The 18130-nt window shown below is 47.7% G+C and carries 17 protein-coding genes; 10 read left to right on the top strand and 7 right to left on the bottom strand.

All coding sequences use genetic code 11. The features are described from left to right. Positions 1-39 precede the first annotated feature (39 nt). From QUB04_RS06560 to QUB04_RS06545, 4 genes are all read left to right on the top strand, one after another. The gene (locus QUB04_RS06560) at positions 40-1182 is read left to right on the top strand and encodes a hybrid sensor histidine kinase/response regulator (RefSeq protein WP_333282429.1); all 1143 of its coding nucleotides are present in this window, start codon (positions 40-42) and stop codon (positions 1180-1182) included. 149 nt (positions 1183-1331) lie between these two features. Further along, on the top strand, positions 1332-2162 hold the full coding sequence (locus QUB04_RS06555; protein ID WP_333282426.1) for a GUN4 domain-containing protein: 831 nt from the start codon (positions 1332-1334) through the stop codon (positions 2160-2162). Between the two features lie 721 nt (positions 2163-2883). Further along, a complete protein-coding gene (locus tag QUB04_RS06550; RefSeq protein WP_333282424.1) occupies positions 2884-3474 on the top strand; it encodes a YdcF family protein in 591 nt (196 codons plus the stop codon). Positions 3475-3649: 175 nt separating this feature from the next. Next, positions 3650-4195: a GAF domain-containing protein gene (locus QUB04_RS06545; protein WP_333282421.1), complete on the top strand. Its 546-nt coding sequence runs from the start codon at positions 3650-3652 to the stop codon at positions 4193-4195. 266 nt (positions 4196-4461) lie between these two features. Here QUB04_RS06545 and QUB04_RS06540 read toward each other — a convergent pair whose 3' ends face one another. The 7 genes from QUB04_RS06540 to plsX form a co-directional block, all read right to left on the bottom strand. Then, positions 4462-4995 (bottom strand): hypothetical protein, encoded by a 534-nt coding sequence (locus QUB04_RS06540; protein WP_333139247.1) that lies wholly within the window; start codon positions 4993-4995, stop codon positions 4462-4464. Positions 4996-5149: 154 nt separating this feature from the next. Beyond that, a complete protein-coding gene (locus QUB04_RS06535; protein ID WP_333245199.1) occupies positions 5150-5788 on the bottom strand; it encodes a lysophospholipid acyltransferase family protein in 639 nt (212 codons plus the stop codon). A gap of 255 nt (positions 5789-6043) precedes the next feature. Further along, positions 6044-6988, bottom strand: coding sequence for a phosphate ABC transporter substrate-binding protein (locus QUB04_RS06530; protein WP_333282418.1), 945 nt, complete (start codon positions 6986-6988; stop codon positions 6044-6046). Between the two features lie 10 nt (positions 6989-6998). Continuing rightward, the gene (locus tag QUB04_RS06525; protein WP_333282415.1) at positions 6999-7712 is read right to left on the bottom strand and encodes a PspA/IM30 family protein; all 714 of its coding nucleotides are present in this window, start codon (positions 7710-7712) and stop codon (positions 6999-7001) included. A 920-nt stretch (positions 7713-8632) separates the two neighbouring features. Further along, entirely contained in the window at positions 8633-9514 is an 882-nt protein-coding gene (gene fabD, locus QUB04_RS06520; RefSeq protein WP_333282412.1) for an ACP S-malonyltransferase, read from the bottom strand. Between the two features lie 402 nt (positions 9515-9916). Continuing rightward, positions 9917-10918: a beta-ketoacyl-ACP synthase III gene (locus QUB04_RS06515; protein WP_333282409.1), complete on the bottom strand. Its 1002-nt coding sequence runs from the start codon at positions 10916-10918 to the stop codon at positions 9917-9919. Between the two features lie 164 nt (positions 10919-11082). Continuing rightward, positions 11083-12132, bottom strand: coding sequence for a phosphate acyltransferase PlsX (gene plsX / locus QUB04_RS06510; RefSeq protein ID WP_333282406.1), 1050 nt, complete (start codon positions 12130-12132; stop codon positions 11083-11085). 714 nt (positions 12133-12846) lie between these two features. On the opposite strand from plsX, the gene QUB04_RS06505 reads away from it, so the two are divergent. The 6 genes from QUB04_RS06505 to QUB04_RS06480 all read left to right on the top strand — a co-directional run bounded on the left by QUB04_RS06505 (position 12847) and on the right by QUB04_RS06480 (position 18015). After that, positions 12847-14181, top strand: a complete 1335-nt coding sequence (locus QUB04_RS06505) for a D-alanyl-D-alanine carboxypeptidase (RefSeq protein WP_333282403.1) — start codon at positions 12847-12849, stop codon at positions 14179-14181. Positions 14182-14262: 81 nt separating this feature from the next. Then, positions 14263-14547: a 30S ribosomal protein S16 gene (gene rpsP, locus QUB04_RS06500; RefSeq protein ID WP_006633724.1), complete on the top strand. Its 285-nt coding sequence runs from the start codon at positions 14263-14265 to the stop codon at positions 14545-14547. Beyond that, the gene (locus QUB04_RS06495) at positions 14486-15007 is read left to right on the top strand and encodes a KH domain-containing protein (protein ID WP_333282400.1); all 522 of its coding nucleotides are present in this window, start codon (positions 14486-14488) and stop codon (positions 15005-15007) included. Before rpsP ends, QUB04_RS06495 begins: the two co-directional genes overlap by 62 nt. 374 nt (positions 15008-15381) lie before the next feature. Continuing rightward, positions 15382-16335 (top strand): PhoH family protein, encoded by a 954-nt coding sequence (locus QUB04_RS06490; protein WP_333057402.1) that lies wholly within the window; start codon positions 15382-15384, stop codon positions 16333-16335. Positions 16336-16583: 248 nt separating this feature from the next. Further along, the gene (locus QUB04_RS06485) at positions 16584-16988 is read left to right on the top strand and encodes a ChuX/HutX family heme-like substrate-binding protein (protein ID WP_333157197.1); all 405 of its coding nucleotides are present in this window, start codon (positions 16584-16586) and stop codon (positions 16986-16988) included. Between the two features lie 250 nt (positions 16989-17238). Further along, positions 17239-18015, top strand: a complete 777-nt coding sequence (locus tag QUB04_RS06480; protein WP_333282397.1) for a DUF6816 family protein — start codon at positions 17239-17241, stop codon at positions 18013-18015. The last annotated feature ends 115 nt before the right edge of the window (positions 18016-18130 follow it).

Here is an 18130-nt window from a genome sequence, read left to right as displayed (position 1 = left end):
CATATTAAAGTTAGTATTTATTTCCAGGCTAACAATTAAATGAGTTATTTATCTGTTCCTAATGCCACAAAAGCCGATCGGATTCTGGTGGTAGACGACGCACCAGATAATGTTTTGTTGGTGCAGACAATCCTAGAAGAAGAAGGTTACGAAATTAGCACGGCAGAAAACGGCTTTTCGGCCTTGAGTCAAATTGACAAGTCAGCCCCGGATTTGGTACTGCTAGACGTGATGATGCCGGGAATGGATGGTTACGAAGTCACTAAACGAATCCGAGACAATAAGGAATTGCCCTTTATGCCGATTTTGCTGATCACTGCTCACGACAGTGCCAGCGTAGTGCAGGGATTGGACATGGGAGCAGACGATTTCATCCGCAAACCCGTCGAAATGGATGAACTGCTGGCGAGGGTACGATCGCTCCTGCGGCTAAAACACAGCGTAGACGAGCGCAATTCGATCGCCCTCCAGCGCGAAGATTTTGTCTCCCGACTCGCTCACGACTTGCGGACGCCCCTCGTAGCAGCTGATCGAATGCTAAGTTTAATGCAGCAGGGAGCTTTGGGAGAAATTTCCCTCCCCATGCGCGACGCTTTCGGGACGATGGTTCGCAGCAACAAAAACCTGATCACGATGGTAAATATGTTGCTGGAAGTATATCGCTACGAAGCAGGCCGCAAATCCCTAAGTTTCGCTCCCGTGGACTTGCGCCAGCTTATTACAGAAGTAGCTGAAGAACTAGCTCCCCTAGCGGATGCTAAAGGTTTGTCGATAAATTTAGACTTGACAGAAAGTGCAGAAAGTGCACCGATTGCGAAGTATCCGGGCGATCGTCTGGAACTGCACCGCTTGCTAACAAATCTCATCGGAAATGCGATTAAATTCACCGACAATGGCTCAATAGATGTCAGCTTAAAAGCTGCCAATTCACCTGCTTATACGAGCTTCAAAAACCAACCGCTGGCATGGGTAATCATAGAAATCAAAGACACCGGCGCCGGCATTTCTCCCACCGAACAAGCAAAGTTATTTGAAAGGTTTAGCTCGGGAACTCACAAGAAATCCAGCACAGGTTTGGGACTACACCTCTGTCGCCAAATAGTCGAAGCTCACCGCGGCACGATCGACGTAAAATCAGAGTTGGGCAAAGGCAGTTTGTTTACTATTCGCTTGCCTTGTTAGAGCGGTATAATTAACTCTAACTTTGGGGTGGAAATGCCCACATTACTAGAGATAAACTGTAATTGTAGGGTGTTCCGTGCGTACCTAATCGAATTAGGGTTAATTTACCAGATGTCCTATAATTACTTGGCAACCGAATTTATGGCAATATGTCTAACTGTCCAGTTTGCGGTGCTGAATACAGAGAAGAAAAAGCAGAGTTTTGCTCGATTTGCGGCTGGGATGTGACTCCCTACCCGCAACGTGCTAAGCCTTCCAAAACTTATTTAAAAAAAGAACAAGTTAGATTGCAGTGGGCAAAACAAATGTGGGAATTGGCCCGCACTCAACAAAATTGGTCAGCTAAATTTGATGAGTTGCATGGGGAATTGCAGCAAGGTGCGATCGCCCGCACGTACCTGCAATCTCAGTTAGAATGGGTTCTCTACCGCCTCGAACAACTAAACCCCGAATTGATTGTCAGCACTCTACTGCGGCTGGAAGACAAAATCGGCGCTATACCTGCGACAACTCCGGCTATCTCCGAAGTGGGGATGGACTACCGCCAACTGACAAAGCTATTAGAAACCGGAAAATGGCGCAAAGCTGATGAACACACTTGGGAACTCTTGCTGCAAATCGCTGTCAGGGAAGACGAAGGCTGGCTGAGTGCAGCCGATATTGACAGTTTTCCTCCTACAGACCTTCGCACGATCGACAAACTTTGGCAACAATACAGCAGCGGGCGGTTCGGGTTGAGCGTGCAGCAGCAGATTTGGGAAAGTACCGAGGCAAATTATACTGAATTTTGCGATCGAGTCGGCTGGCGAGTCAAGGAAAATTGGAAATATTACAGCGAGCTCTCCTTCAACGAAGATGCTCCCCTGGGACATCTCCCCGTCACCGCATGGAGACAGCGCGCCTGTTACGGTGCTGGTAAACTCACCGCAGCAGAAAACTTTGCCCGCATCGCTGCCAAACTCGCAAGTGGCGATCGGTAATCATCAAAAAAAAATCAAAATCGACATTAACTGCTATAATCAAAACGGTTTAGCAACTGGGGCTGTGGCTCAGATGGATAGAGCAAGCGCCTCCTGAAGAATCGGGCACCCTGCGAGGAAACTCTGGGAGTGAATGTGGTCAAATTTGGTGAAACCTAAAGAGTTCGTGGGTTCCTATGACTCTAAGGCAATACCAAGCCAAGCCTGAGTTCAGGGCGATTAAACAATCGCCTATATTGAAATCAGGAAGGTTTAGAGACTAGACGGTCACCACCTAAAGGCTGCAAGCCTATGGTGAAGGTATAGTCCAGAGAGTGGGGAAACTCACACAAATCTGAAGCGCTAGGTCGCCGGTTCGAACCCGGCCAGTCCCGTTAAAAATCAAGAAAAATTAACAGCAGGAGGGGTAAGCCTAAGTTTTGCCTCTCTTTTTTGCATATCCGCTAACGAATTCGCCCACAGACGAATACTTGCTGGAAGACGAGGACTTACGCAGAACCTCTCTCTCTAGAGTCCATCTGAAATCTAAAATCTAAAATCCCCCGTTTAAGCCCCAACATAAGCGTAGAGTCAATCTAAAATCTAAAATCTAAAATCTAAAATCCTATGATCCCCAGACCCTGTTTTAAGTTTTAATTTTTAATTCCTGTTAGTGGGCTATACGTGCGGTATTTTTTGCTATGGTTCCTTTGTGAGTTACATAAAATTTTTATAGGTTTAGATGTGGTTAAGAATCAATTCAAACACGCGGCGTTACCAGCCTTTGAATACTTCACGCAGTTTTTGGTTCCTAGTAGGGCTTTTGATGGCGTTTTGGTTGGGCTACCAGCAGCTTAAGAGCGAATCTCAGAGACCCCAAGCTGTGTTAGTTCTAGGTGGGGCTATTGAGCGAGAGGTGTTTGCGGCCAAATTTGCTCTGGATCACCCTGAATTGCCAATTTGGGTGTCGTCTGGCAGCAATCCTGAGTTCGCGGAATGGGTGTTTTCAGAAGCGGGAATTGAGTCCGATCGCGTGCACTTAGACTACAGAGCAGTGGATACGGTAACAAATTTTACCACCCTGGTAGATGAATTGAAAGCTAGAGGGATTGAGAGCGTGTATCTGATCACTTCTGACGATCATATGCGGCGAGCTCAGATTATCGGCGAAATCGTACTCGGTAGTCGAGGCATTAGTTTTAAGCCTGTGGCAGTTCCGTCTGGGCGAACCCCCGAACCAATGGAAAAAGCTGTTCGCGACGGCGCTAGGGCTATTCTTTGGCTGACCACCGGTTATACAGGTGCTAACTTCAGCCAAGCCCGAATGGAATAAACAAAGGAAAGCATTGAGCAAGTTTTAATTTTTTTCCATTCCCTCTGGTTTTAAAACTTGTCTCCTCTAGCGATTTAACGAACCGCGAAGACGCTGATGACAAATTCGTAAAAGAAGAGAAGAGAAGAGAAGGAGTAGTTTAAAATTAATAGATGAACTTCAAAAGCTAAAGTTAATGACCGACCAAATTCTGCCGCAAGTTCTGGATAAAATTTTGAGTGACAGCAAAACGCCGGATGCTGTTTTTTCGGCTTTGGTGCCGGCTTTAGGCGAGGTGTTAAATTGCGATCGGGTCTTTCTCTACCTCCGCAATCCTGAAACGCAAAGAGGCAGAGTACCTTACTGCTGGCGTCGCAACTCGAACTTTCCAGAGATTGGGGACGCGGAATGGAAAAAAGAACCAGAATCTTTAGGGGAAGAAGACCCTTTGTTTGCAGCAGCTTTGCGAACTGAACCTTCGATTTTTGTTGAGGATGTTGAAACAGCAAATCCTGAAGTAGTCAACAAAAATTTTGAGGCAAAAGAGTTCGGACATCGAGCTTTGATTCACGCTCACCTTTGTGCTGACGGCTTATTGTGGGGGGTTTTGCAGCCTTGTATGTTCGATCGCCCCAGAGTTTGGACTGACTTCGAGCGCCAAGTTATCGCAGCAGTTACAGAAAAAATTTCGCCTTTAGCTGTCGCTTATGTCACCGCCTCAACATCAAAAGATGAGCCCTAAAAATCAATAATTTACTTGTAGGGAGGGGGTGGGCAATGAATTAATGCCAACTTAAGACTAAAACCCGGTCTCGGTCGGGGTTTTAGCCGGAGATCAATCCCCTTTCCGGGGGAAGAAACACCGTTTCCGGTTCCCCCCTTTTTAAGTTAGGGGGGATCGATGCGCTAATTTTTACACAAAAGTCGGGTACTAAATTTGAGCTGATTGTTCTCACCAATGGTGAGGTGTGCATCGCCCTAGGGATAGACTTAGTGCACAATTCCTGTTTAAAAAACGCCCCAATTTTGGATGCCCCGACTGCTGAAAACCCCTTGAGCCCGACTAATATCATCCTCAGCGCCATCTACTACCACCAAATAATCGCCGGCCCGCAGGCGATCGGTGTAAATTCTAGCTGTTTCTTCGGGAATTCCCAAGTCAGTCAAGGCTTTCACCACTCCACCGAAATTCGCAGCCGCGACGCCAGTGCTTGCTACGGTAGCCACCAGTGAGGCGCCGAAAGTCCCCGCTGCAATCATCGGCCCGATTCCGGGAATAGCTAAACTTCCGAGACCAACTAGGAAGCTGGCTAAAGCACTATTTGTCAGAGTTTCTCCAACCACTGCTGATCCTGTGTCTAGATTTTTCTCGCCCACCTGAGTGCTAGTTTGAGTATCGCCTACAGACTCACCTGCATCCCTAGCAACAACCGAAACTTTATCCATTGGAAACCCGGAAGATTTCAATTCTGTCAGAGCTTGCTCGGCATCTTCGCGGTTAGAAAACAATCCCAACGCGCGGGTTTGATTGCTTGTTACCATATCTTTCTTCTTATCCCCTGTAAAATTAAACTCAAATTCAAGCCTAATTATTGCGCTTGTTTTCAATCACTTATATTGATATTTTTCGATGTTTATCTTCAGCATTCATCTATCTGTAGATATAACCTGAAAAACCGCAACAAAAGTTATAAAATCAGCGACCCAAATCGTGCATCGCATTAATCTCGATCGCACATCTTTGAGTCAACGCTTGCAACTCCTCGCGATCCGAGGAACCGGGCGCTTCAATTAGCTTGCCAATTCGCACCGTCAGCGGCACCGGACGCGGCATTCCCGAACCTTTCGACGAAATCGCGTGAGTTCCCCACAAACTAACAGGTAACAGCGGCGCTTTTGCCTTAGCAGCTATCAGCGCCGCACCTAGTTTCGGTTCAGTAATTCTGCCGTCTGGCGTGCGAGTTCCCTGCAAAAATACACCTGTCGCCCAGCCATTTTCCAAAGAGTTGATAGCCGATCGAATTGCACTGCGATCGGCACTTTCCCGCTTAACTGGATAAGCACCGTAAAGCGTAATTGCCTGCTTCAAAATAGGAACTTTAAATAACTCTTCCTTTGCCATAAATGCGACGGGCCGCCTCATGCAATTAGACAAAATCGGCGGGTCAAAATCGCTGGCGTGATTGCTGACTACCACCAGCGGCCCTTCTGTCGGAACATTTTCTGCACCGTAGATGCGGCCCCGAAAGTATAGGTGCAGCATCGGGCTGACAATTGACCATTTGAATAAATAGTAGAGAAGTAAACTTTCGACGGGTTCGCGACTTTTGCTCACAGAAAAACCTTAAATTTTAAATTACATCGAATATTAGCCTATCAGTTCAGCAATCAAAAAAGTAGCACTACACGGATTTTGACACGGATACACGGATAGGCCCAGCGATCGGACTGTTTAGCTAATTGGCTAAGTTGACTATCATCAGTGTATCCGTGTTTATGCGTGTCGTGCTGTTAGATGATTGGGCGGTTGAAACCGCTTTGCAAGCTTGTGTAGCGCCAGAATTTATTCTGGCGAATTCTTTACAAAGGCTCAATTTCCGGCCAGCATAGCTTTCTGTCCTTCCGAAGAAGTCGCGTAGCCCAAGAAATCCTTAACTGCTTGGCTAGGAGGATTTTTGTAGGCGTAGTACAACTGCCGTTTGTAAGGATAGTTACCCGCATCCGGCGTCGCACCGTTAACGGGAACAACGCGCACTGTTCTCTGATTGGCTACTTGAGCGAAAGTCGCATAGCCAATGCCGTTGTTGCCTAAAGCTTGCAGCAGGGGAGTTGTAGCATCTCGATCGAGCGTGGTAATATTTGGCGCAGTCCCAAACTCGCCACCTCCGAGCACTTCTTCTTTAAACGTTTGGTGAGTGCCACTAACTTCGGGTCGATTTATCACTTTAATCGGGCCTGCCGGGCCGCCGACTTTCGACCAGTCTTGAACATTTCCCTTGAAGATATCTTGAACTTGAGCGGAGGTTAAACCTCCTTTAAACGGGTTGTTAATGCCAACTACAGGGGCGATCGTATCTAGGGCAACAGGCACAGCAGCCAAACCCTGACCTTGTTCTTGAGCCGTCAAAGGTCGCGATACCGCTGCAATATCGGCTGTTCCCGCCACCAAATCCTGAATTCCTTTTTCAGAACCGTTCGCTTTGGTATCGACTCTCGTGCCCGAAAATTTGCCTTGAAAGCCGTTCTTGAGGTTCTGATTGATTGTCACCATGCTGGTGGAACCGTCAATTCTCACCGCCGTGCCCGCAGGTACGGAAGCTGGAAGCGCAAAGGAAGTAGCTGCAACAGGCGAAGCAGCACCGCCCACTACTGGCGCGACGGGAAGTGGGACGCCATCGCCTGCGGGTGTGGGAGTGGGGGGATTGTTACTAACATCTTGCGATGCTGGTTTGTTGAGAAAAAAGAACCAGCCACCACCGGCTAGCAAGAGAAATAACAGGATAAAAACTATGGGGGGAGGCCCGCTCTTAGCCATAAAATTGTCCTTAGCTGGGAAGTTCTTTGTTGTTGGAGTCGTCTAACATTTGTAGCCTGCGATTAACTTCATCGTCTAAGGTCATATTGTCTAATTCTGCCTGAAGTCTTTCTTGGGGATTCTCAGATATTTCTGCTAAAGCTTGCTGTTTGAGGTGGCGGCCGTGGACGGCATTTTTGGCTTGCTCAAACTGCGATCGAGCTGAATCTATACTGAGGTCGTTGTTGACTTTGGATATGGCTCCGAGGGCTTCGTTAATCTCGGCCATATCTTTCATATTTTGCATATCGGTTTTGTAAGCTTCCAGCTTCATCCGTTCTCGATTTAGCTTGTCTTTGGAAGCGTTGACGTATTGTTCGGCTTGTTTTACTTGGGATTCTAATTGCGGCAGAATTTGTTCTGTCTGAATTACCTTCGCCATTGCCAAGCGGGCTGCTTCTTCGTTGCCGTTGCGCTGGGCTGTGATGGCTTGGCGCTCTACGGTTTGCATTTCCCTAACTTTTTCTTCATATTTAGTTTTGGCGCGCTGGTAGGCTGCAACTTGGGTGGAGACTGCTGCTGCTAGCTTTTGCACTGATTCTTGCATCGATCGCAGTGACTCTTCGGCTACCGCCACCGACACCTGGCCGCCGGATTCCACGGGCAGTCCCCACATCCAATTCCAGGCACCTACTATGGTTCTGCCTGCCTTGTCGCCCATCAACCAGTAAAGGACTTTTTTCATATAAACATCCAGATAAGCTTGGTTTTTACGCCTAGTTTACCAGAAATTTGGGTAAAAGCCCCGTCCTTATAGGACGGTTTTAATTGATTGCCGACTTTTGTTATAATCGTTTAGTTGCGTCAATATCTATTTTTCAAATTTCACTGCATTTTATTTCACTGCATTGTATTTTAAATAGTTGTATAATGATACTATACCACAGGTAGAATAACCGCCGATACACATGAGACACCAAGCTCAAACGACTGGTCGGAAAACAATAATGGTTAGTGGGTGGCGAACACCACGAAAAACACAGCTAGGCTAACTAACATAAGCCAAAACCAGAAAAGTAAATTCTTGGAAGTTAAAAACGTACCGTAGGGCATACGGAAACGTGAGAAGTAATTCTCGAACGCTTGGGGAGATAAAACCCTCTGGGACTAACTAAATTAGGCTCGATATTTGGTTCATTTGAACGGATATTTGGTTTAAGAACTGCCGCGAGGATAGATAGTTTTAAGGTATGTCGCCAGAACCAAGAATCCCCACGCCTGATAGCCGGGGAGTGTCAAATCAGGATTTGTCGATCGCCCCATCAGGCATGGCTGTTTCATTCTCACCAACAACATGAATTTTGACTCTTGTATGTAGTGCCAAGAGTGCATAACCCCGCCCTAGACCATTCAATCGGCAGGTCACACCAAGAGGGCCGGCACTCTTGGCACGACCCCTAGGTCGAATGAAACAGCCCTGCCCCGTCAGGTCGATCGATTTCTCGATTTTTGATTAATATTTTCTAACTGTCTCGATCGTCTATCCCAATTTGTACAACAGGCAATATGCGGATTTGCCTGTTGTGCTATTTGTTTTTGGGCAATCTTCAGGCCTGTTAACTCTCAATTTTATAACCTGCCGTTGAATAACAGGTTAAAAATAGATTAAGTGGGCAAATCTGCAAAACTGCTAACATTTACCAGCGCTAAATCGGGACAAGTCCGTTTGATCAAACCTGTGAGAACTTTGCCGGGGCCAATTTCCACTACGCGATCGATTCCTTGTTGTGGCAATTGCAGGGAAATTTCACGCCAGCGCACGCCTTTGGTCATCTGCTGAGTCAACCGCTGCTTTAAAGTGGCTGCGCTGGTAGTGGCTGACGGTTCTGCGTTCGAGAGCACCAGCATTTTAGCATCGGAAAACCTTGCAGACTTTAACGCTAGTTGAAACTCTGCAGCCACTGATGCCATCAGGGGAGAGTGAAACGCACCGGAAACATTCAATTTAACAGCGCGTTTGACTTTGATTTTGGCAAGCAAATCTTCTACTGCTGCGGGCGTTCCAGAAATCACGACTTGTGCTTCGCTGTTGTCGTTGGCCAGCACTACGTCTCGGCTGTATTGAATTTGCAGTTCTAGTTCCTGCCTGTCGAACCCGATCAAAGCCACCATTTGCCCGCCGGAGGCAGTGTCCATGAGTTCGGCGCGACGTTTGACTAAGCGCAATCCGGTTTCAAAGTCAAAGACGCCTGCTGCGTAGAGGGCAACATATTCTCCTAAACTGTGACCGGCAACTACCGCTGGTCGATCGCTTTTTTCTCGCATTAAGTCGGTCAAAATACTTTCTACTACGAACAAGCAAGGCTGAGTGTAGAGAGTCCGAGATAGTTGTGCTTCTTCTTTTTGGCAAACTTCCGGGACAGACCAACCTAAAATTTCTTTAGCGAGCTCAAATTTGGCTTTGGCTGTTGGCAAGTTTAATAAGTCTGCACCCATCCCGATCGCCTGGGAACCTTGTCCGGGAAATACCCATGCTGTTTTAGTCATTTTTCCGGTAATCTGCTAATTGGTGGTTGCTAATTGGTGATTGCAAAAATTCTTTCTTTCCCGCTTCTAAGTTCGCTCGCTGGTATCCGCTATCTTTCGGTTAACGAACTATCTACTCGCGACTCATAATTCTAACATCTAACTGCGATTTTTACCAGGTTTATTTTTTTTTGCTACTTTAATTTGATTAATAGGCGTAGCACAATTTTCAACCTTTAAGCCGGGGAAAGTCGATCGAAGAATAGAGGATTTTCCATTTCAGCACGCGCTTGTCAATAACTGCTGTCCGGGTGGTGCACCGCTGCGAACCTTGCCCTATGTATGGCGTGTTAAAGGATTTGTATTTTACTCGATCGAAGTCCCGACAATAACCGGAGCAAGTTTACAGCCGGCTGCCAAATATTACCTTCCCCATTGAAAAATCGCCGCCCCCCAACTCAAACCTGCACCGAAACCAGCAGCAGCAATAGTATCGCCCGCTTTAACTTTACCCAGACGCACGGCTTCGTCTAAGGCAAGGGGAATTGAAGCCGCTGAGGTATTGCCGTAATTCGCCAAATTGCTGATTACTTTTTCGGGGGGAATCTTTAGCCTTTGGGCAACTGCATCGAGAATCCGCTGATTGGCTTGGTGCAACAACAGCCAGTCTATTTCAGCAGCGCTAATATTTGCCCGAAACATAGCTTTTTCTATGACTTCCGGCACTTTTCTCACGGCAAAGCGATAGATTTCTTGACCATTCATTGTGATAGGTTCAAATCCGCCAACTCCGACGCTGACGCCCTCAATTAATTCTTTTGACTCGGCTTTGTAAGCCAAATTGAGAGACGAATTTTGCGTGCCGTCGCTGCGAATTTCAAATCCCAAAAAGTGATCGACTTCTGAAGCTTGCAATACTACCGCACCTGCACCGTCTCCAAATAGAATGCAAGTACCCCGATCCGACCAATTCACCCAGCGAGACAAAATATCTGCTCCGATCAGCAAAACATTTTGATAAACCCCTGTCCGAATGAACTGCGAGGCTGTCACTAAACCAAAAATAAAGCCCGAACAAGCTGCTGTCAAATCAAAAGCCACAGCTTTTGTCGCGCCCAACTGATATTGAATTTTACTGGCCGTGCCAAACAAATCGTCAGGACTGGAAGTCGCCAAAATAATTAAATCGATATCTGTCGGCGAAATTTCTGCCATTGCGATCGCCTGAAGCGATGCCTCGGACGCTAAATCGCACAAAGAAGTGCGAGTGTCCGCCAGCCTGCGGGAGCGAATGCCCGTCCGCGCGCTAATCCACTCGTCATTCGTTTCTACAATCTGACTCAAACCGTTATTATCCAGCGAAACCTGCGGTGTACAAGAACCGCTACCTGTGACGGCAATGCCGTACCCTGATTGCTGCAACATTCCTCTCCATTTACTCGCTGTTCGATCGAGAAATTAAAAATTAAAAACTACCAATTAAAATTATTTTTTAAACTGCTGAAATTACTTTTTTTTAAGCAAAACAGTTGGTTTAAGCTGACATTTTTAATTTTACATTTTTAATTTTTAATTCCTACTTACTGCCTCTAATTCACAGCTTCTTGTTCCAGAGCGCTTTGGTTGTTGGACGATCGAATTCGCTCCAGCACTTGGTTGTCAATAGCCTCCTTCGCCAAACGAATGGCATTGAAAATCGAGCCAGCTTGAGACGAACCGTGGCTGATAATGCAAACTCCAGCAACGCCCAATAGCAAACCGCCGCCGTGTTCAACGTGGTCTACCCGCTGCTTAAATCCTTGCAAGCTTTTTTGCAGCATAGGGTCGTTAATTTGATGTTGGAGTCCTTTGACCAACTCTTCCTTAAGCACCTGGACTACGACTTCGCCCACTGCTTCCGCAAACTTCAACAACACGTTACCGACAAACCCGTCGCAGACAATCACGTCGAATTTCCCCGACAGCACGTCGCGGCCTTCGGCATTGCCCACAAAAGGAATGTTCGGGTTGTCCACCAATAACTGGTGGGTTCGCACGGCTGCGTCGTTGCCTTTAGAAGGTTCTTCGCCAATGTTGAGCAGGCCGATTTTAGGTTCGGCGACGCCCAGCACGCACTGGCTGTAAATAGTTCCCATAAGAGCGAACTGCTCCAAAAATTTGGGGCGGCAGTCCACATTAGCGCCGACATCGAGAATGAGTACAGCGCTGCCCGGTATCATTGTCGGCAAAACCGCACCGATCGCAGGGCGATCGATTCCGGGGAGCCGGCCCAACCTGAGCAGGGCAGCAGCCATTGCCGCGCCGGAGTGACCGGCTGACACCACAGCATCAGCTTGCTGCTGCTTTACCAAGTTCATCGCTACGTTAATCGAAGCGTTGGGCTTGCGTTTGAGGGCACTCAAAGGTTCTTCGTGCATTTCGATCGCTCCTTCAGAAGGAACGATTTCTAGCTGACCTGTAGAGACGCGGCCGATCGCGTCTTGTTGCCGGAGCGAGTCTTCTATTTGCTGTGGGTCGCCCACAAGCAAAATCTCTACGCCTAATTCTTCTTGTGCCTTAAGCGCTCCAGCTACAACTTCGGCGGGGGCATGATCCCCACCCATAGCGTCTATCGCAATTCTTGCGCGTGTCGATCCCATTGACCAATGTTTGAGAAACACTAAAAATTCTACCAGGAATTGAACCTCCCCACGTCTAAAGCCGGGGGATTCTTGCCCACCAATCAAGGCGACAACGGGACATTCAAGTATCCCTCTACTCACTCAAACAGCTTAAAGCTGAGATTGCGTATACTTTCTGAGTCCTTCGTATGTTTAAGTTTGAACGCTCCATACCCTGCCATTATTTGCCCTTTAACTATTCCAAATCTAGTTGGATCTGTCCGTTGCTGGGATTGCTCCATACTAGGGTACTTCAATGCGCTCTTATGTTATTCCTACTCACTTTTCGCTTGTGCTGATTATACACGGCGGTTGAAACCGCTACCGACTTATCCCCATGTCTAAAGCCAGGGGCCCGGCGGGCTCGTCTTTCGGTCAGGAGCTTGAATCCACAAGTCTGAATAAAGAACTAAAATCCCCTCGCCCTAGTGAGCGGACAATTCTTATTTCCGGCTACTCTGATAGAACTTGTTTTGTCACTACTTTACTATTTTTGACGGCATATTGAAAAAATCAATGAAATAGTTTACATGGCCGCAAGCACTTTAGTCCGGGAACGCCGGATTCATCCGTGGAGCGAAAAAAAAGCTCCCCATCCTCATCACTTGCCCCCGGATTTATCAGTGGGAGCGCTTTCTTCCATCTGAAATCTCAAATCTAAAATCTAATATCGATTGACTTTAGGAGTAAAAAATGCTGGATTTATTTAGCTCAGGGATGATGTCTCTGTGGCTCGACATGGCTGGGGTAGGCAGTGCCGCGCCTAATGCTGCGTCAGTGCTGGCTTGGCGGGGAGGGATACCCGGGTTAGTGGTGGCCGAAGATTTGGCTTTTGGGGGAATAAATGCGGCAAATCCAGACTTGCCCGCAGAAGCGACGGTGCGGGAATATTTAAAAGATTTGAAAGACAAGAACCTGATTGATGGGAATCAGGGAATTTGGGTGCAAGCGGGAATGGTGCCGCTGGTAAGTCAGCAGGGCAAGACGCTGATGCCTGGGGCTTCGCTGACTAAGATTGCGACTTCTCTGGCGTCGCTGGAGACTTGGGGCCCGGATTATCAATTTGAAACGCGGTTCCGAGCAACGGGGCCCATTAGCAATGGTGTATTGCAGGGAGATTTGGTGGTCAGCGGCGGGGGCGATCCGCTGTTTGTGTGGGAGGAGGCGATCGCCGTGGGCAATGCTCTCAATCAAATGGGTATCGAGCGTGTGGCGGGAAATTTGGTGGTGACAGGCAATTTCCGCATGAATTACGAGTCCGATCCTTTGGTGGCGGGGGAGATACTGCGGCAAGCTCTTGAGGGTCGCAGTTGGTCGCAGGACGTGGTGGCAATGTATTCTAAGATGGCTCCGGGAACTAGAAAGCCGCAAGTAACGGTTGCCGGCAGCGTCATTGCTGAGAAATTTGTGAGTTCGGGGCGTTTGCTGCTGAAGCGCCGATCGCTCCCTTTAGCCGAAATTCTCAAGCAGATGAACGTCCACAGCGACAATGAAATAGCTCAGATGCTGGCCGACGATTTGGGCGGGGCAAAAATAGTGCAGCAGCAAGCGACTTGGGCTGCGGGGGTGCCGCAGGAGGAAGTTCAATTAGTTAACGGTTCGGGATTGGGAGTGGAAAATCAGATGTCTCCGAGGGCGGCTTGTGGGATGATGCAGGCGCTCGCGCGTAACCTTCAGACTACTGGGCTGACGATTGCTGACTTGTTTCCGGTGTCCGGGCGCGATCGAGGAACTTTGGAATACCGACACATTCCGCGATCGGCTGTGGTGAAAACTGGTACTTTGGACACGGTGATTGCTTTGGCTGGAGCGATACCCACGCGCGATCGGGGTTTAGTGTGGTTTGCAATTATTAATCGCGGCACCGATTGGGACTCTTTGAGAGCACAGCAAGATATATTTTTGCAAAAATTGGTGCAGCAGTGGGGAACAGCATCGATTTTGCCAGTAGCAATTACACCGCACATTGACGGCGCCAGACCTGCCTTGGGGGCAGCAAATCGTAGCGATATTTTGGTCGGAGGTTAAGAAATAGGGGTTGAGTTGGGGTTCGAGGAAGGAGCACTGACAAAATAGCTTAGAATTGGAACAAGACTATTGTGCAAGAAGATGATCAAACTGCGATTGAAGAGATACGGAAAAAAACGCGAGACAAGCTACCGGATTGTAGCGATGAACAGTTCTACTCGCCGCGACGGCCGTCCCCTAGAAGAGCTCGGCTATTACAACCCCAGAAATAACGAAACCAGGCTGGATGTTCCAGCGATTGTCAAGCGCCTGCAAGAAGGCGCTCAGCCAACTGACACCGTGCGTGACATCCTGAGAAAAGCCCATGTATTTGAACAAGTCGGAGCCGGAGCTAACGTTGAATCCAGCACAGCAACAGTCAGCTAGTCCCAACTATGCTGGACTGGTTAAGTTTTTAATTGGGCCTTTTTTAGAGACCCCCGGCTCTTTGCGGGTTGATTGCGAACTGCACCCGCGCCAATCGCGGGTCTGGGTTAGGCTTGCTTTTGAAGATCCCGACAAAGGCCGGGTTTACGGTAGGGGCGGACGCAATATTCAGGCAATTAGAACTACGCTCGAAGCGGTGGCGCAGACGGCGGGTCAGTCCCTCTACTTAGATATATACGATGGTGAAGCGGGCGATCGTGGATCTGGCCCGCCCAGGGGCGATCGCGATCGCCCGGATCGCGACCGCCCGGATCGTGGCTCGCGCGAGCCGCGAGGCGACTTCCGACCCCGGACGCCGCCTCCGTCGCCGAGTCCCTTGGCTAGCAGAACTCCGAGAGAACAACCTCGCCGTACTAACACACCTACGTTTAGAACGAGCAGAAATACTCCCGGTTATTAACTAACTGCAGAACCCAGAAAGAATTTTAGATTTTAGATTGCCTGTTAGAGAGTTTGTATTACAAGCCCCGTTTGGTTTGAAATTGCCGGTTTTGCGATCGGAAACAAATGTAAAATTTTAAATTTCAAATGTCAGCGGCATCAGGTTAATCTAAAATCTAAAATTTCAAATCTAAAATCTAAAATTGCCTGACTTAATAGAAGGGAGATTTGATTTGTGCCTCAAGCACCAAACTCATTTGGGAGCTAAATCTAAAAGACGCCTTAGATACTAGGTAAAACCTAGTAACGGGCGTCTTTTTGTTCGCAAATAGTGACGGGTTGAACGTTTAGTTGTTAACTTTTAATGGCTTATTTGGAGGAGATTATGTTGGCATGAATGAAAAACTAACAATAGAGTTACCGAGCACTCAAAGTGCAATGTCGCTGGCCGGTAATCAAGAAGAAAACCTGAAAATGATCTCTAAGCAAACCGGTGCTACCCTGGTAATGCGAGGGCAAGAACTGCTGATTTCGGGCACAAAAAGTCAAGTAGAATTGTGTCATAAATTAGTGCGATCGCTCTCCGACTATTGGAAATCCGGCAAAAATATTACTGGAGTTGAAATCCAGACGGCGCGCCAAGCTTTGGATAGCAACCGCCAAGGCGATTTACAAGACTTGCAGCGAGACGTTCTCGCCAGAACCCGTCGCGGCGAAGAAATTAGAGCCAAAACCTTCAAGCAGCGGCAATACGTCCAAGCAGTACGCACGCACGACCTGACATTTTGCATTGGCCCCGCTGGTACTGGCAAAACATTTCTAGCAGCTATTTTCGCCGTGCAAGCGCTGTTGAGCAAGCAGTACGAACGGCTAATTTTAACAAGACCAGCCGTGGAAGCTGGCGAAAAATTAGGGTTTTTGCCGGGAGATTTGCAGCAAAAAGTCGATCCATATTTGCGCCCGCTTTACGACGCCCTGCAAGAAATGATCGACCCTGAAAAAATGGCCGATTTAATGGAAAGAGGCTTGATCGAAGTAGCTCCTTTAGCTTATATGCGGGGGCGCACTCTCAGCAATGCTTTCGTAATTTTGGACGAAGCTCAAAATACGACGCCGGCTCAGATGAAGATGGTGTTGACTCGTCTGGGCTTTCGATCGAGAATGGTAGTGACGGGGGATATCACTCAAACAGATTTGCCGCCAAACCAACAGTCGGGATTGTCAGTCGCCCAAAACATTCTACGCAACGTTGAGGGCATTGCTTTCTGCGAATTCTCTCAGGCGGATGTGGTGCGACATCCTCTAGTGCAGCGGATTGTCGCTGCTTACGAACTGCACGAAACATAGTCAGTAGTCAGTAGTCAGTAGTCAGTAGTCATTAGTCATTAGTCATTAGTCATTAGTCAGTAGTCATTAGTCATTAGTCATTAGTCATTAGTGAGTAGTTGTTGGTTGTTAGTTATTGTTGTTTTTAATTACCAATAATCAATGCCCAATGCCCCATGCCCAATGCCCCATGCCCCATGCCCCATGCCCAATGCCCAGTGCCCAATGCCCAATGCCCCATGCCCAATTCCCAATTCCCCAATTAAATTATGCCTAATCTGAAAGAATTCTTGGAAGCTTGCGAACAATTGGGAACCCTGCGTTTAATCGTGACTAGCAGCGCGGCTGTGCTGGAAGTGCGCGGTTCCATTCACAAGCTGTTTTATGCGGAGTTGCCGAAGGGAAAGTATGCCAATATGCACGCCGAAATATTTGAGTTTCACCTAAATATGGACAAAATAAAACAGGTGAAGTTTGAAACGGGGGAGGCGAAAAGAGGCAATTTCACTACTTATGCAATTCGTTTTCTCGACGAACAAAATGAGGCTGCTTTGAGTGCGTTTTTGCAGTGGGGAAAGCCGGGGGAATACGAACCAGGACAGGTGGAAAATTGGCACGACTTGAAGGAAAAATACGGGGAAGTTTGGGAACCTGCACCTGTTGAGGCGCTTTAAAAAATCGGCTTTTCCATCTTTGAATTGCATATTGGGGGCGGGTAGGATGCCCAACCCCTACTCCCCACCAGTAGAACATTTATTTTTGTGCAACAGGCAGGATGCGTGTTTCTGAGAAGGGTATAAAATATGATGTTTAAGTCGTTTGTTGTCTAATTTGTGAATTTATGAACCGCAGAGGGCGCAGAGAACGCAGAGAAGAGATAAAGAAAGGAGAGACAGAAAATTAGTTGTTTGAATGTAATTGGGTATGAAGGGAATTTGGGGTTTTTGTCTGGTTTTGCTGGTGTTGCTGTGGGGTGGCGGTGCGAGGGCGGGGGTTTTGGGCGATCGCATATCAAGTTTCCCCAATTGGGAAAGCAAGCCTCCTATCGCTGTAGCTAAGGGAGATTTGGTATATCCAGACTGGATGGCGGGGAATTGGAATGTTGCTAGCACTTTGGTAGATTTAGTGGCTCCTTTAGCGCCAAATATTGTCACGCCAGGGTTTGAAAGCAACCGCCAGTATTTGCAGCAGCCGGTATTATTTAAAGTGCGATTTCAACCTGAAAAAAATATTGGGTTAATTTCTAATTATACATTTAAAAAGGCTCAAAAGATTGTAGCCGATCGCACTTTTAACGGTTTGAATATTGCCCAGGCTTATTTAGGCGATCGTGGCGTACTTTCGGTGAAAGTCGATCCGACCAATCCCAACCGCCAAATTACTGTTTTGAAAGGGGAACGCCAATTAATTTCGATTGTTACCAGTCGGGGAACTGAGACGCCGAATCCTTGCGAGTTTGTGTCTACAGAGATTTCTCAGCAGATTTTTCGGGGAGAGTCTGATATTTATTTAAACGAGGTGGAAACTACAACGGCTTATCGAGTTGTTGCAGGCGGGAAAAATGGCGATTCTGCGAGTAAAAGAATTGAGGCGGATCAGGTGACGGCGATTTATTTGTCGCCGCAAGACCCGGATTATTTTGCGGCTGGCGGGCATCCTGTGGCTTTGTACCGATATCGGTTGGAGTTGGTGCGGGCATAATTAAGTTGTCATCTCGATCTACCTAGCGATCGACTTTTTTCGCCCCTGTCTCTCCTTACATCAGCTTTCCTAATAACCCTCATCAGTTTAACTGTCGCTATGTTGGGAGTTGCTG

This window comes from Microcoleus sp. D2_18a_B4 (assembly GCF_036702475.1).
In the GTDB taxonomy this organism is placed as follows: domain Bacteria; phylum Cyanobacteriota; class Cyanobacteriia; order Cyanobacteriales; family Microcoleaceae; genus Microcoleus.
The sequence above is the reverse complement of the archived record's forward strand: the minus strand, read 5'-3'. Positions and strand labels throughout refer to the sequence as shown.